Here is a 13,809-nt window from a genome sequence, read left to right as displayed (position 1 = left end):
TACTGGAATTTGGCTGCCGCTCCCGGTAAGACTAGGGACCATGGCGAGCAGCGGAGCGGGTCTGAAGCAGCAGGAAACCGTGAATGTGGACGGCCACCGTCTGCGCCTGACCAACTTGGACAAGGTCCTGTATCCGGAAACCGGCACCACCAAGGCCGATGTCCTGTCCTATTACGCGGCCGTAGCGGAAGCTTTGCTGCCGCATTCCCGCGACCGTCCCGCCACCCGCAAACGCTGGGTCCACGGCGTCGGGGTACCCGGGGATCCGGGGCAGGTGTTTTTCCAGAAGAACATCGAGACTTCCGCCCCCACGTGGGTGAAGCGGTTTCCGATTGAGCATAAGAGCGGCACCAATATCTATCCGCTGGTCAATGATCTGGCGACCCTGACCTGGCTGGCACAGAGCGCGGCCCTGGAAATCCATGTGCCGCAGTGGCGCTTTGGTCCGCGCGGCAAGATCAACAATCCGGACCGGCTGGTGCTGGACCTGGATCCGGGGGAGGGGGTGGACCTGGCCCAGTGCGCCGAGGTGGCCCGGCTGGCCAGGGATATCCTGGCGGACATGGGCCTGGACGCCCGTCCGGTCACCAGCGGCTCCAAGGGCATCCACCTGTACGCCGCGCTGGACGGGAAGCAAACCTCGGATGAGGTCAGCGCCGTCGCACATGAACTGGCCCGGGCACTGGAAGCCGACCACCGGGACCTGATTGTGTCCGACATGAAGAAGTCCCTGCGCACCGGCAAGGTGCTGCTGGACTGGAGCCAGAACAACGGTAATAAAACCACCATCTGCCCCTACTCGCTGCGCGGCAGGTTCACGCCCACGGTGGCGGCCCCGCGTACCTGGGAGGAGCTGGAGGATCCGGATCTCGCGCAGCTGGATTATGAACAGGTGATGCAGCGGCTTGCCGAGGACGGGGATCCGCTGGCCGGGATGGAGGCCGCCGGCGGGGACCTGGACGCGGCGGCGCTGGAGGAAGCTGCCGACAGCGCCGGAACTGCCGGGGGGACAGCGGACCGGCTCAGCAAGTACCGCAGCATGCGCGACGCCGCCAAGACCCCTGAGCCCGTTCCGGCGGAGCCGGCTCTGCCGTCGGAGGGCAACAGCTTTGTGATCCAGGAACACCATGCCCGGCGGCTGCACTGGGACTTCCGGCTGGAGCACGACGGCGTCCTGGTCTCCTGGGCGCTGCCCAAGGGGCCTCCGGATTCCCCGAACCAAAACCATCTGGCAGTGCAGACCGAGGATCATCCGCTGGACTACGGCACCTTTGCAGGGACCATCCCCAAAGGCGAATACGGTGCCGGCGAGGTGCGGATCTGGGACCACGGAACCTACGAACCGGAGAAATGGCGGGACGGCAAGGAGGTCATTGCGGTGCTGCACGGCCAGCCCGACGGCGGCCTCGCCTCCGAGGGCAGCGCGGACCGCCGCTTTGCCCTGATCCACACCGGCGGCAAAGGCGGCGCCAACAACTGGCTGATTCACCTGATGAAGCACCAGCCCTCGGCCAGCGACAAGGCTGGGGATAAGACTGGGGAGAACGCGGGGGACAAAGGGCGGGAGGGTGCACCGGGGGACAAAGCAGGGGAGAGTCCGGCGGCCTCGGCGAAGAAGGCTAACAACGGCCATAAGGACGCCACGGCTGCTGGCGGGGCGGAAGAATCGCCCGTCGAAACCACAGCCGCCGCGGCTGCCGCGCCGGCTCCCGGGGCAAAGACTCTGCCGGAAACGGCCGGCGTTTCCCAGGCCGTGGCCGCGGATGCCGCGGAGCACGGCATGCCGTCGGTGGAACCGATGCTCGCCACGCTGGGGACCCGAGCGGACATCGACGAAGATGCTGCGGAAAACGATGACGCATCCGAAAATGACGACGCTGCGGAAAACGATGATAAAGAATGGGCCTTCGAAATGAAGTGGGACGGCGTGCGCGCGGTCGTGGAGGTGACGCCGGAAGGGACCCGGGTGGTGAGCCGCAACGGCAACGACATGACCGCCGCCTATCCCGAACTGCAGGAAGTGGGAGCGCTCCTGAACGGGGAACGTGCGGTCCTGGACGGGGAAATCGTCGCGGTCAACAAGGCCGGGCGGCCGGACTTTGGACTGCTCCAGCCGCGAATGCACATGACCAAAAGGCGGGACATCGAGGCCGCGGCGGCCCGCACTCCCGTGCACCTGATGATCTTCGACCTGCTGTGGCTGGACGGCAACTCGCTGATGGACCTGCCCTACACACAGCGGCGGGAGATCCTGGAATCCGCAGTAGAACCCGCCGGGGAGAAAGGACACGTCCAGGTTCCGCCGGTACTGGAGCTGTCCATGGACCAGGCAGTGGAGGCCAGCAGGGAACTGGGCCTGGAAGGAGTCATGGCCAAACGCCGGAGCGGCACCTATGCACCCGGACGGCGGTCCAGGAGCTGGATCAAGCTCAAGAACTCCTTCACCCAGGAAGTGGTCATTGTGGGCTGGCGTCCCGGCAAGGGGAACCGTGCATCCAAGATCGGCTCGCTGCTGGTGGCCGTGCCGGACGGACACGACCTGTCCTATATTGGCCGGGTCGGTTCCGGGCTGAGCGAAAAAGACCTGGCCCTGGTGGGCGGAAGGCTCAAGAAGCTGGCCCGCAAAACCCCGCCGCTGGAGGGCGTGCCGTCCGCCGACGCCTCGGATGCGCAGTGGGTTCGGCCTGTCCTGGTGGGTGAGGTGACCTACTCTGAGCGGACGGCCACCGGCAAGCTGCGCCACCCTGCCTGGCGCGGACTGCGCCCGGACAAGAAACCCTCCGACGTCGTCGTCGAAACCGCCTGACACCTCACGTCAGCGATCCTGACCCCGCAACCCGTTCCCCAGCCCAGGAGGCACTGCATGACTGCTGCACCCGTTGCACCGGACCAACCGCTCAGCGACACCCTGCAGGACGTGGACACCTGGTGGCGCGCCGCCAACTACCTCTCTGCCGGGCAGATCTATCTGCGGGACAATCCGCTGCTGCGCCGCCCGCTGGAAAACAGGGACGTCAAAGCGCGGCTGCTGGGCCACTGGGGCACCACACCCGGGCTGAACTTTGTTTATGCGCACCTGAACCGGCTCATCAAGGAGCAGCAGCGCGAGGTCATCTTCATTACCGGGCCCGGACACGGCGGTCCCGCGAATGTCGCCAACGCCTGGCTGGAGGGCACCTACTCGGAGATTTACAGCCATGTGGGCCGGGACGGGGACGGGCTGGCGACCCTGTTCAAGCAGTTCTCCTACCCCGGCGGCATTCCCAGCCATGCGGCACCCGAGACCCCCGGTTCCATCCATGAGGGCGGAGAGCTGGGCTATTCGCTGGCGCATGCCTACGGCGCCGTGTTCGACAATCCGAACCTCATTGCCGCCACGGTGATCGGCGACGGTGAGGCGGAAACCGGTCCGCTGGCCGCCAGCTGGCACTCCAACAGCTTCCTGGACCCGGCCGTGGACGGTGCCGTGCTGCCGATCCTGCACCTGAACGGCTATAAAATCGCGAACCCCACCATCCTCTCGCGCATGCCCGAGGAACAGCTGGTGAAGCTCATGGAAGGCTACGGCTACCACCCCTACCTGGTGACCGTGGAGGATCCGGCTGCGACGGCGCAGGCGCACATTGATTTTGCCGAGGTGCTTGCTGCCTGCCTGGCCGAAATCGATGAGATGCAGGCTCCGTACCGAAACGGCGAACGGGTGGCCGTGCCGGCCGACGCCCCGGATGCGGCGGCCGCCCGTGAAGCGCGGAACGAGCACGCTCCGCGCTGGCCCATGATCATCTTCCGCTCGCCCAAGGGCTGGACCGGACCGGCCGTGGTGGACGGGCTGCAGGTGGAGGGCACCTGGCGCGCCCACCAGGTGCCGCTGTCCGGCATCCATGAAAACCCCGAGCATCTGGCGCAGCTGGAAGAATGGATGCGCTCCTACCGCCCGGAAGAACTGTTCGACGACGCCGGCCGGCTGCGTCCCGAAATCGCCGCCCTTGCCCCGGAGGGCAACGCCCGCATGAGCGCCACCCCGTACGCCAACGGCGGCCGGCTGCTGCAGGACCTCAAACTTCCGGCCTACGCGGAGCATGCCGTGGACGTGGAAAACCCCGGGACCAAGCGGATCTCACCCATGATCACTGCCGGGGAGTACCTCCGGGACGTTATTTCACTGAACCCGTCCAACTTCCGCATTTTCGGCCCCGATGAGACGGCCTCCAACCGGCTGCAGGCCGTCTATGACGTCACGGACAAGGCCTGGCAGCAGCGCATCGACGAGATAGACGAGCATTTGGCGCGCAGCGGCCGCGTTGCCGAAGTCCTCTCCGAGCACCTGTGTGAAGGCTGGCTGGAGGGCTACCTGCTCACCGGACGGCACGGCGTCTTCAACTGCTACGAAGCCTTTGTCCACATTGTGGATTCCATGTTCAACCAGCACGCCAAATGGCTGAAGGTCAGCCGGAACCTGTCCTGGCGGCAGCCCATTGCCTCGCTGAACTACCTGCTCTCCAGCCATGTCTGGCAGCAGGACCACAACGGTTTCTCGCACCAGGACCCCGGCTTCATTGACCACGTGGTGAACAAGAAGGCCGAAGTCATCCGTGTTTACCTGCCCCCGGATGTGAACACCATGCTCGCCGTGACCGGGCACATCCTGACCACCCGGGACCGGGTGAACGTGGTGGTGTCCGGAAAACAGCCCACACCCGCGTGGCTGAATCCGCAGGACGCACTGCTGCATGTTGAACGCGGCGTGGGCATCTGGGACTTCGCCGGCAGCGAAACCGCCGGGCCCGGCGAAAAGGCCGATCCCGACGTCGTCATGGCCTGCGCCGGTGACGTGCCCACCCTGGAAACTGTGGCCGCCGCCGGACTGCTGAAGAAGCAGCTGCCGGAGCTGAAAATCCGGGTGGTGAACGTGGTGGACCTGATGCGCCTCCAGGACCCCGGAGAGCACCCGCACGGGCTCTCTGACAGGGATTTTGACACTCTTTTCACTCGGGACCGGCCCGTCATTTTCGCGTACCACGGCTATCCGTGGCTGATCCACCGGCTCACCTACCGGCGGACCAACCACTCCAACCTGCACGTGCGCGGATACAAGGAAGAGGGCACCACCACCACGCCGTTCGACATGGCGATGCTCAACCAGATTGACCGTTTCCAGTTGGCCATGGACGTGCTGGACCGGGTAGCGTCACTGGGATCAACGCAGGCCGGTTTCCGGCAGTGGCTCCAGGACGAACGGGCCCGCTGCCGGCAGTACACCCGGGACGAAGGGCAGGATCCGCCGTACATTACGGGCTGGGAGCTGCAGGAAGCCTCGGAGCAAACCGCTGACTGAGCCTGCGGGTACGTACGATCCATCTATCGAAGGAGAGTTCATTGACCACTGATCAGACGAGCATTGTTGTCTCGCGAATCATCGACGCTTCAGCCGCAGACATCTTCAACCTGCTGTCCAACCCTGAGCGCCACCACGAGCTGGACGGTTCCGGCATGGTGGTTTCGGATGAGAAGACCGACCGCATCACCGCCTCCGGCCAGGTTTTCACCATGAACATGAACAATGAAAAAATGGGCGACTACCAGACGGAAAACCACGTCACCGGGTATGACCACAACAAGCTCCTGGCCTGGCAGACGGCTCCGGCCGGCACCGAGCCCAAGGGCTGGCAGTGGGTCTGGGAACTCGAGCCGCAGGGTGCGGACTCCACCGAGGTCACGCTGACCTACGACTGGTCCCACGTCACCGACAAGGAGACCCTCAAGCAGGTGTCCTTCCCGATGGTGTCCAAGGACGAGCTGGAGCAGTCCCTAAACATGCTGGCTGCCGGAGTTTCCGGAGCCTAGTTCGTTTCACCGCAGAACGACGGCGGCCGGTTCCCTTCACGGAGAAGGGAGCTGGCCGCCGTCGTATTCCTGCGGGCGCGTGTCCTGCGGACTTTTTAGACCGCGGACCAGCCGCCGTCGGAGGGCAGGATGGCGCCGTTGATGTTCACGCCGTCGTCGCTGAGCAGGAACGTGATGGACGCCGCGAGGTCCTCCGCCGAGGCCAGGCCCGGAATGTTCACGCGCGCGGGGGAAAGCCGCGCCTCGCCGTACTCGCTGACCTTGCCGCCCATCGGGATGCCGGTGGCGACACCGCCCGGAGCCACAGCGTTGACTCGTATGCCTTCGCGGGCATACATGAACGCGGTGCTGCGGGTAATGCCCACAACGGCGTGCTTGGAGGCGGTGTAGGCAACGCCGGAAGCTGAGCCGCGCAGGCCCGCCTCGGAAGTGACGTTCACGATCGAGCCCTTGCCGGCGGCAAGCATGCCCGGCAGCACGGCGCGGGTCAGGCGCACCAGGCCGTCCACGTTGACCGCGAAGATCTTCTGCCACATGGCGTCGGAAACCTCGTGCAGCGGGGAGAAGTCATCGTTGATGCCCGCCACGTTGGCCAGGCCGTCGACGCTCTCGCCCGCGGCGGCCACAATGCGGTCCACGGCGGAGAGATCGGTGAGGTCGGCTGCCACGGGAACCACTGACTCGCCAAGTTCTTCGGCCAGGGTGTTGATCCGGCCCTCGGCAATGTCGACGGCGATGACCCGTCCGCCTTCACGGACGATCCGGCCGGCGGTGGCGCGGCCAATGCCCGAACCCGCGCCGGTGACAATCACGGTGCGGCCCTCGAAGCGGCCCGGAACGGTGGGCAGGACGGTCTCGGCGGTCTCGGGCATTACCCCGCCGTTGGCGGCCTTCACGAGCTCATCCACGGCGGCCTGCGGGAACTGCCCCTGGCTCAGGTCCACGAGCTGCTGCAGCTTCAGGGTCAGTGCCGGGCCCAATGTGGACTCGTCACTGCCGGCCTGTGCCAGCATGCCGCGGATTGCGGGGCCCCCTGCCGGGTGGTCGAGCCATTGCTGGACGGTGTTCTGGGCGGTGATTGGCTGGTTGGCCACGAGCCGGTCCTTTCGGTGGGAAGGGCGGCCGCGGATCTGCGGCCGCTGGTTCGCTGGCAGCTGTCTCGTGCAGGTTACACGTGTAAGTTGCCTGTATCGTCAGAATACCGGAGAAATCCGGAGGACATAAGCCCCGGAAAATGAGGGCAGGGCAGCAGGGAAATCCGACGGCGAAAGGTGCTCAGCGGGTGGATCGCAGGGTTACGTCGAGCGACGTCGCGCAGGCAGCGGGAGTTTCCCGCGCCACGGTCAGCTACGTGCTGAACGGCAATACGGGCCAGAGCATTTCCGCTGCCACCCGGGGGCGGGTCCTGGCCGCGGCCCGCACTCTGGGCTACACCCCGTCCACCGCCGCCCGCACCCTGCGCCGCGGCCGCAGCGACCTGGTGCTGATGCTGCTGCCGCCCGAGCCGCTGGGCCGGGCGCTGGCCATGATCCTTGATGCCGCCTCCGAGCAGCTGGAACGCCACGGGCTGCGGCTGATCGCACACCGGCTGCCCCCGCAGGGCGGAGCCGTGTCCCTGGTGCAATCGCTCACCCCGGCCGGCCTGATCCTCACTACCCCGCTGGAGGAGGCTGAGCTGGCGGCCCTGCGCTCCAGCGGCCTGCCGGTCGCATCGCTGCAGGAAACGCTGGCGAATCCGCTCGATCCGGACCTGGGCATCGGCGCACTGCAGGTGCAGCATTTGGCCGCGGCGGGGCATCAGCGCATCGGCGTGGCAGTCCCGCCGGAGGCGGGCTACGCGTGGCGTGTGCAGATCCGGCTGGCGGCCATCACGGATGCGTGTGCCCGGCTTCGGCTGCCGCCTCCGGTGATTGAGTACCTGCGGCTGGACGCTCAGGAGGCTGCTGCCGCCGTCGGCCGCTGGCTGGACGGACCCGCGCCGGTTACCGCGGCCTGTGCCTTCGATGATGACCATGCCTTCGCGCTGCTGGCCGGACTGGCGGTGCACGGCCGGCATGCGCCGCGGGACCTCGCCGTTATTGGCGCCGAAGACGTTCCGCTGGCCTCACTCGCCGTACCCCCGCTAACCACCGTTCGGGTGGACTCGGCCACACTGGGGGAGCGCTTCGCCCGGATGGTGCTGGTCCAAACGGTCGACGACGGCGGGATCCGCCACGGTGGCGGAAACAGTGCCGCCCCGGCTGACGGGCCGGCAGAATCCACTACGCTCCCGCCGGTCAGCCTGATCCGGCGTGCCTCGGCCTAAGCCGGGGCCGCGTCAGCGGTAAGGCCAATCGGCGACCGCCTGCTCAATGGCACGCCGGGTAGCCGCGGGCACCTGCTCCACCAGCTCGATCACCGGTTCCGTGCGGGTGCCGGAAGTCCGGGAAAGCCGCCAGCTTCCCACCACGATGCCGTCCACCAGCACCGCGGGGCGGAAGACTCCGTTCCGGCCGGGCACCAGCGCGTCGAGCATCGCGTCGCTGGCAACCAGGGAGCGGTCCGCATAGCCGAGGATCCACTCATCGAAACCCGGAACCAGCACCACTCCCGTTCCTTCCCCGTCCTGCACCTCCGGCGGTTCGCCGATAGTCCAGGCGGGCCGCCCCTGGACTTCCACTTCAGTGAGGTCCTCCACTCCGGGGAGCGCTCGCCGCAGCACCGCACGGGGGAGCTTGGTCCACCATGCCAGGTCCGCCTCGGTCACCGGGCCCCGGGCTCTGACAAAACTCCGCACGATCCCGGTCAGGGCAGCCTCGGGATCTGCGGGCGGCAGCAGCGGAGAGAGGGTGAGGAGCTGTTCGGTGCCCTCCGGGGCGAATGAACCCCAGTGCGCGTCACCAGCCACTGAGAGATGCATAAGCAGGTGATATCCCGGTCCGCCGGTGGTGGGGATGCCGGCGGCTTCCCACAGGGCAAGCGCCTCAGCCCTGTGCAGCGGACGTTCCTCCAGTGCGGTCAGCAGCACGTCGCGGGCACGGGCAATCATGCGGTCATCGAGGCCGAGTTCTTCCCGGCGCCGGGTCGTCGCCCGGTGAATGCGCTCTGCAGTGAAGAACAGCAGTGCTGCCAGGTGCTCCGGGGTGGTGGCAAACAGTGTGCCCCGCATCGGCCACCCCCGCACCAGGGACCCGTTGTCGAAGGCAGCGCGGACGTCCTGGAGCGTGGTGCCCGGACCGGATCGAAGCGCAATGGCCCGCAGGACCGCCGGCAGATCCTGACCCTGGAGCGCGACGGCGCGGTCCACGACGTCGGCCGGCGGCAGATCGGAGCCGCCCAGCAGCTGGGCGTGCCACCGCATCCGCCGTGCTTCCTCGGCGCTGAGTTGGAGAACCATTCCGTCACCGTAAGCGGGACCGCGTGCTGCGGCAAGGCCGGACTCCGTTCCGGTGGGATTGGGAAAACCCGGTCACATTGGGAAATCCCGCCCGGTCCGCTCCGTCCGGGATTTCCCAGGACGTCCGGGATTTCCCAGGACGTCCGGGATTTCCCGGAACGCCCGGTTAAGCGTTCTCTTCCCGCGCCCGGAAGAGCTGCATCTGCCGGTAGCGCCGGCCCAGGGACTCGCGCCGGGGCTTGACCGGGGCGTCCTCGGGCTCCGCCGTCAGATCGATGTGCTCCTTGCCGAAGCGCCACAGCAGCAGGTCATCGAGCAGCCGGTCCGGCCCGGGGGAGTACCGGTGGTCCAGGGCCTTGCGGACCTTGGTGATGATGTCCGCCTGCAGCAGTCCGGCCAGGTCCATGGTGGTTTTCATGCCGTGGGCGGCCAGAAGCTCGGCGGCCCAGCCCCAGTCATCCCCGGCCTTGCGGTTCACATGGGGGAGCAGGGTCATCCACACGTCCCGAATCCGGTTCGGTGTCAGCGGGGCGCTGCCTTCCCCGTCCTCGTCCCAGAATCCGGTTACCGTTTCGTAGCGCTCATGCAGTTCGGCGAAGGCGGTTTCCACGGTTTCCAGCATCGCCGCCGTGGCGGTGAACTGGCGGTCAAAGTACGGGCTCCAGGCCCGCGGATCGCCGGCCTTGAACCGGATGTCATGCTCGATCTCGGACCAGGCATGAGCCAGCACGGTGCGGATCTGCACCTCGAACTGGTAGCTCCCGTTGGGCCGCTGCTCCGGGTCCAGCAGCTTGTGGTATTCCCGAACCGTGTCATTCTGGATGGTCCGGAGCACCAGATGGCGGCTGGAGTAGCCGTAGGTGCCGGATTCGATTGATCCGATGTCCTTTTCCCGGTCCCCGCGGCAGTCAAATTCGGCACGCTGGCGTTTGATCAGGTTGGCGGCTTCATCCACCTCGTGGGGCAGAGTCACAATGACGCGCAGACCCACCAGATCGATAAGGTTTCGCAGCGGATCCGGGAACAGCAGGGCGGGCAGCTCGTCGGGGTTCTCCGACGGCAGGGTCCGGGAGGCCTTGTCCCGGAAGGACTCCACCGTTTTGGTCCGCGAGGCCACGAACAGCGGGCGGACGGGACTGTCCGTGAAGATGTTCCGCAGGCTCTCCTCCATCTCCCTGGTGAGCTGTTCCAAGGCAGGGCGAACCCGCGCATACTCGTCCGTGCTCGCCTGGACCACCGGCCGCAGCCGATCATCAAGGCTGTCCCACGCGCCCATACAAAAAACCTCATTCCCCAACGTTTGGATGTGCCGCACTGCCGTCCGGTGCGCCGGACGCTAGGCTCACTACCACATTAGGCCAGATCAAGGAGAGCTTCCGATGCCGTGTACTACGCTCCGCATTCCCTACGGCCCGGACCCGGAGCAGTATGCCGAACTCACGCTGCCGCAGGACCCCGGGCACGACGGCGTGGTGGTCATCATCCACGGCGGTTACTGGCGCTCCCGGTACACCGCGGAGCTGGGCCGCCCCGAAGCCGAGGTCCTCGCTGCCCTCGGCTTCACCTGCTGGAACCTGGAATACCGGCGGGCCGGCAACGGCGGCGGATGGCCGGAGACCTTCGAGGACATCAGCGCCGGCATCGATGCGCTGGGACCGGCAGCCCGGGAGCACGGCCTGGACCTGTCCCGCGTCACCGTGCTCGGGCATTCCGCCGGTGGGCATCTGGCCGTTTGGGCCGCGGGCCGCAGCGGTGCCGCGGTCCCCGTCACCGCCGTCGTAAGCCAGGCCGGCGTGCTGAATCTGGCCGAAGCGCGGGATCTGAATCTCAGCGACGGCGCGGTGCGGAACTTCCTTGGGTCCTCCCCGGAAGAAGACCCGCACCGGTACCGCAGCGCGGATCCGATGTGCCGGCTTCCGCTGCCGGTTCCGGTCATTGCCCTGCACGGCGACGCTGACGCCCACGTTCCGCTGAGCCAGTCCGCAGGGTTTGTACAGGCCGCCAAAGACAGCGGATCGGCCGCCGAGCTGCGGATGGTTTCCGGCGACCACTTCGCCCTGATCACGCCGGGCACCCCGGCCTGGGCCGCCGTCGTCGAAGCGGTGGCTGAGGCGGCCGAAGTGCCGCTGCCTTAAGGAAACCCGGCCGCTGCTCTGTTAGGTTGAGGCTGTGCTCACAGTAATTGGCGAAGCCCTCGTGGACGAGGTTCTCAGCGATACCACCCCCAAACGATCCCACCCCGGCGGCAGCCCGCTCAACGTGGCAGTAGGCGTTGCCCGGCTGGGCCGTCCGGTCCAGTTTGTGGGCCGCTACGGCACGGACGAGTACGGAATGCTGATCCAGGAACACCTGCGCGCCAACTCCGTGCTGACCCCGCTGCCGCAGGACGATCTGCCCACCAGCGTGGCCACCGCCGTCCTGGATCCTGCCGGAGGTGCCCGCTACACCTTCGACCTCCAGTGGCAGCTGCCCTCCCTGGCCGAGGCGCTCCCGCAGCTGCTGGACGGCACCACCCTGCTGCACACCGGTTCCATTGCCGCCATGCTCAGCCCCGGCGCGGACGCCGTGCTGCACGCGGTGGAGCGGGCGCGGCCCACGGCCACCATTACCTACGACCCCAACTGCCGGCCCTCGATTATCACCGATGTGGTCTATGCCAGGGAGCAGGCGGAGAAGTTCGTGGCGCTGGCGGACGTGGTCAAGGCCTCCGACGAGGACCTCGCCTGGCTGTATCCCCAGGACAGCCCGCAGGACGCCGCGCGGCGCTGGCTCGCCATGGGACCGGCAATCGTTGCCGTCACCAGCGGCTCCAAGGGGGCCTGGGCGGTGACCGCCGCCGGTGAAGCCTCCGCGTCAGTTCCGCCCGTTACTGTCGTGGACACCGTGGGAGCCGGGGATTCGTTTATGTCCGCCCTGCTCGTTTCGCTGATGGATCTGGAACTCGACGGCGGTGCCCGCCGGCCCGAACTGGCCCGCATTGGTGCCGCAGATCTGGACGCAGTGCTGAATTTCGCTGTCCGCGCCTCCGCCGTCACGGTCTCCCGGGCCGGCGCCAACCCACCGTCCCGCGCCGAGCTTTCCTGAGTCCGGGCGCCCTTCCACTTCAGAGGAGATCATCATGCAGGATTACGATCCGTACGAAGCACTTCCCTCCGTGCCGGCCTTCACCGTAACCAGTGCGGACTTTGGCAACATGGAACCGTTTGCCGCGGCACAGTACAGCGGCAAGATGGGCATTCCCGGTGGAAAAGACGCCTCTCCGCAGCTGAGCTGGTCCGGCGCTCCGGAGGGCACCAAGAGCTTCGCCGTGACCATGTTTGATCCGGACGCGCCCACGGCCAGCGGCTTCTGGCACTGGGCGGCCTTCAACATTCCGGCCTCCACCACGTCGCTGCCCGGCAACGCCGCCAACGCGGATGAACTGCCCCAGGGCACCGTGCAGCTGCGGAACGACGCCGGTTTTGCCGGTTTCGTGGGTGCGGCACCGCCCCCCGGCCACGGACCGCACCGTTACTTTGTGGTGGTGCACGCCGTCGACGTGGAGACCCTCGATGTCCCCGCGGACGCCGCCCCCGCCTACCTGGGCTTCAACCTGTTTACCCACACCCTGGCGCGGGCCCGCATCGTGGGACTGGCCGAGGTGGCCGCGGCCTGAGCCGGTGCCGCACCCGGTCTTCCGGTGCGGATAGGCTGGAAGCCTGCGCAAGTGCGCAAAACCACAGCGAATGAACGAGGTGCCGGGTGCGTCTGGTGGCAAGTGACCTGGACGGAACCATCGTCGGTCCGGACAACAAGATCAGTGACCGGACCGTGCGTGCCTTCCGGGACTGCGCGGACGCGGGAATCGACATCGTTTTCGTCACCGGACGGCCGCCGCGCTGGCTGAAACCCCTCTCGGAGGCCCTTGGCCACGCGGGCACCGTCATCTGCTCCAACGGAGCCATCACCTATGACCTGGGCGCGGACCGGCTGATCAAAGCCCAGGCCATGTCCCTGCCGGACCTCTTTTCCGCCGCGGCCATCATCCGGGAACTGTACCCGTCTGTCCGGTTCGCCGCCGAGACCGTGGACGGCTTCCATCTGGGCCCGGGGTTCCTGGAAGCCGGTTCCGAAGAACTGCCGGGAACTGCCACCCCGGCTCCGCTGGAATCCAGCCTCACCGACGCGGACACCGTGGTGAAATTCCTGGCGCGGGTGGACGGGACCTCGCCGGATGATTTCCTGCAGCGGGTCCGCCCTGCGGTGGCGCATCTGGTGTCCACCACCCACTCCGCCCCCGCCGTCGCCCTGCTGGAAATGTCCCTGCAGGGCCTGAACAAGGCGGTCACGCTGGCCGACTATGCTGCGTCCCGGGACATTGACTCCGCGGACGTGGTGGCCTTCGGTGACATGCCCAATGACATACAGATGCTGCAGTGGGCCGGCTGCGGTTACGCCATGGCCTCCGGCCACCCCGAAGCGCGGGCGGCGGCAGACAAAGTGGCGCCGGCCTTCGCGGACGACGGCGTCGCCCAGGTTTTGGAGTCACTGCTGCGCACGTTGTAGTCGCCGGGGAAGATGGCTGGGGCGAAACCGGCGGGGCATCCGCA

Annotated in this window: 11 protein-coding genes; 8 read left to right on the top strand and 3 right to left on the bottom strand. The window is 67.1% G+C overall.

The features are described 5' to 3' along the window. The first annotated feature begins 40 nt into the window (after positions 1-40). From ACIQXM_RS07740 to ACIQXM_RS07730, 3 genes are read left to right on the top strand one after another with little or no spacing between them, the layout of a single operon-like run. Entirely contained in the window at positions 41-2,806 is a 2,766-nt protein-coding gene (locus ACIQXM_RS07740) for an ATP-dependent DNA ligase (protein ID WP_400930006.1), read from the top strand. Positions 2,807-2,863: 57 nt separating this feature from the next. Next, positions 2,864-5,335, top strand: a complete 2,472-nt coding sequence (locus ACIQXM_RS07735; protein WP_400930003.1) for a phosphoketolase — start codon at positions 2,864-2,866, stop codon at positions 5,333-5,335. 41 nt (positions 5,336-5,376) lie between these two features. Continuing rightward, positions 5,377-5,844 (top strand): SRPBCC family protein, encoded by a 468-nt coding sequence (locus ACIQXM_RS07730; RefSeq protein WP_400930000.1) that lies wholly within the window; start codon positions 5,377-5,379, stop codon positions 5,842-5,844. Between the two features lie 95 nt (positions 5,845-5,939). Here ACIQXM_RS07730 and ACIQXM_RS07725 read toward each other — a convergent pair whose 3' ends face one another. Further along, the gene (locus ACIQXM_RS07725; RefSeq protein WP_400929997.1) at positions 5,940-6,938 is read right to left on the bottom strand and encodes an SDR family NAD(P)-dependent oxidoreductase; all 999 of its coding nucleotides are present in this window, start codon (positions 6,936-6,938) and stop codon (positions 5,940-5,942) included. 188 nt (positions 6,939-7,126) lie between these two features. Here ACIQXM_RS07725 and ACIQXM_RS07720 point away from each other — a divergent pair, with 188 nt between their 5' ends. Continuing rightward, positions 7,127-8,149, top strand: a complete 1,023-nt coding sequence (locus ACIQXM_RS07720; RefSeq protein WP_400929994.1) for a LacI family DNA-binding transcriptional regulator — start codon at positions 7,127-7,129, stop codon at positions 8,147-8,149. 12 nt (positions 8,150-8,161) lie between these two features. Here ACIQXM_RS07720 and ACIQXM_RS07715 read toward each other — a convergent pair whose 3' ends face one another. Together ACIQXM_RS07715 and ACIQXM_RS07710 are read right to left on the bottom strand one after the other, a co-directional pair. Next, the gene (locus tag ACIQXM_RS07715) at positions 8,162-9,220 is read right to left on the bottom strand and encodes a winged helix DNA-binding domain-containing protein (RefSeq protein ID WP_400929991.1); all 1,059 of its coding nucleotides are present in this window, start codon (positions 9,218-9,220) and stop codon (positions 8,162-8,164) included. 166 nt (positions 9,221-9,386) lie between these two features. Further along, positions 9,387-10,496, bottom strand: coding sequence for a GTP pyrophosphokinase family protein (locus tag ACIQXM_RS07710; protein ID WP_400929989.1), 1,110 nt, complete (start codon positions 10,494-10,496; stop codon positions 9,387-9,389). A 103-nt stretch (positions 10,497-10,599) separates the two neighbouring features. Between ACIQXM_RS07710 and ACIQXM_RS07705 the strand changes: the two genes are divergently transcribed. The 4 genes from ACIQXM_RS07705 to ACIQXM_RS07690 all read left to right on the top strand — a co-directional run bounded on the left by ACIQXM_RS07705 (position 10,600) and on the right by ACIQXM_RS07690 (position 13,765). Beyond that, positions 10,600-11,355, top strand: coding sequence for an alpha/beta hydrolase family protein (locus ACIQXM_RS07705; RefSeq protein WP_400929986.1), 756 nt, complete (start codon positions 10,600-10,602; stop codon positions 11,353-11,355). A gap of 34 nt (positions 11,356-11,389) precedes the next feature. Then, on the top strand, positions 11,390-12,304 hold the full coding sequence (locus tag ACIQXM_RS07700; RefSeq protein WP_400929984.1) for a carbohydrate kinase: 915 nt from the start codon (positions 11,390-11,392) through the stop codon (positions 12,302-12,304). 34 nt (positions 12,305-12,338) lie between these two features. Then, positions 12,339-12,875 carry a YbhB/YbcL family Raf kinase inhibitor-like protein gene (locus ACIQXM_RS07695; protein ID WP_400929981.1) on the top strand — a complete coding sequence of 179 codons (537 nt, stop codon included), beginning with the start codon at positions 12,339-12,341 and terminating at the stop codon, positions 12,873-12,875. A gap of 86 nt (positions 12,876-12,961) precedes the next feature. After that, positions 12,962-13,765: an HAD family hydrolase gene (locus ACIQXM_RS07690; RefSeq protein ID WP_400929978.1), complete on the top strand. Its 804-nt coding sequence runs from the start codon at positions 12,962-12,964 to the stop codon at positions 13,763-13,765. Positions 13,766-13,809: the final 44 nt, after the last annotated feature.

This window comes from Arthrobacter sp. NPDC097144, assembly GCF_044762205.1.
GTDB lineage: Bacteria > Actinomycetota > Actinomycetes > Actinomycetales > Micrococcaceae > Arthrobacter_B.
Note: the sequence above shows the minus strand (reverse complement) of the source record. Positions and strands in the feature narration are given on the sequence as shown.

Excerpts from the sequence above, each read along its gene's own strand:
- ACIQXM_RS07705 (WP_400929986.1), top strand. The coding sequence starts at position 10,600 with ATGCCGTGTACTACGCTCCGCATTCCCTACGGCCCGGACCCGGAGCAG.
- ACIQXM_RS07695 (WP_400929981.1), top strand. The coding sequence starts at position 12,339 with ATGCAGGATTACGATCCGTACGAAGCACTTCCCTCCGTGCCGGCCTTC.
- ACIQXM_RS07740 (WP_400930006.1), top strand. The coding sequence starts at position 41 with ATGGCGAGCAGCGGAGCGGGTCTGAAGCAGCAGGAAACCGTGAATGTG.
- ACIQXM_RS07715 (WP_400929991.1), bottom strand. The coding sequence starts at position 9,220 with ATGGTTCTCCAACTCAGCGCCGAGGAAGCACGGCGGATGCGGTGGCAC.
- ACIQXM_RS07735 (WP_400930003.1), top strand. The coding sequence starts at position 2,864 with ATGACTGCTGCACCCGTTGCACCGGACCAACCGCTCAGCGACACCCTG.
- ACIQXM_RS07710 (WP_400929989.1), bottom strand. The coding sequence starts at position 10,496 with ATGGGCGCGTGGGACAGCCTTGATGATCGGCTGCGGCCGGTGGTCCAG.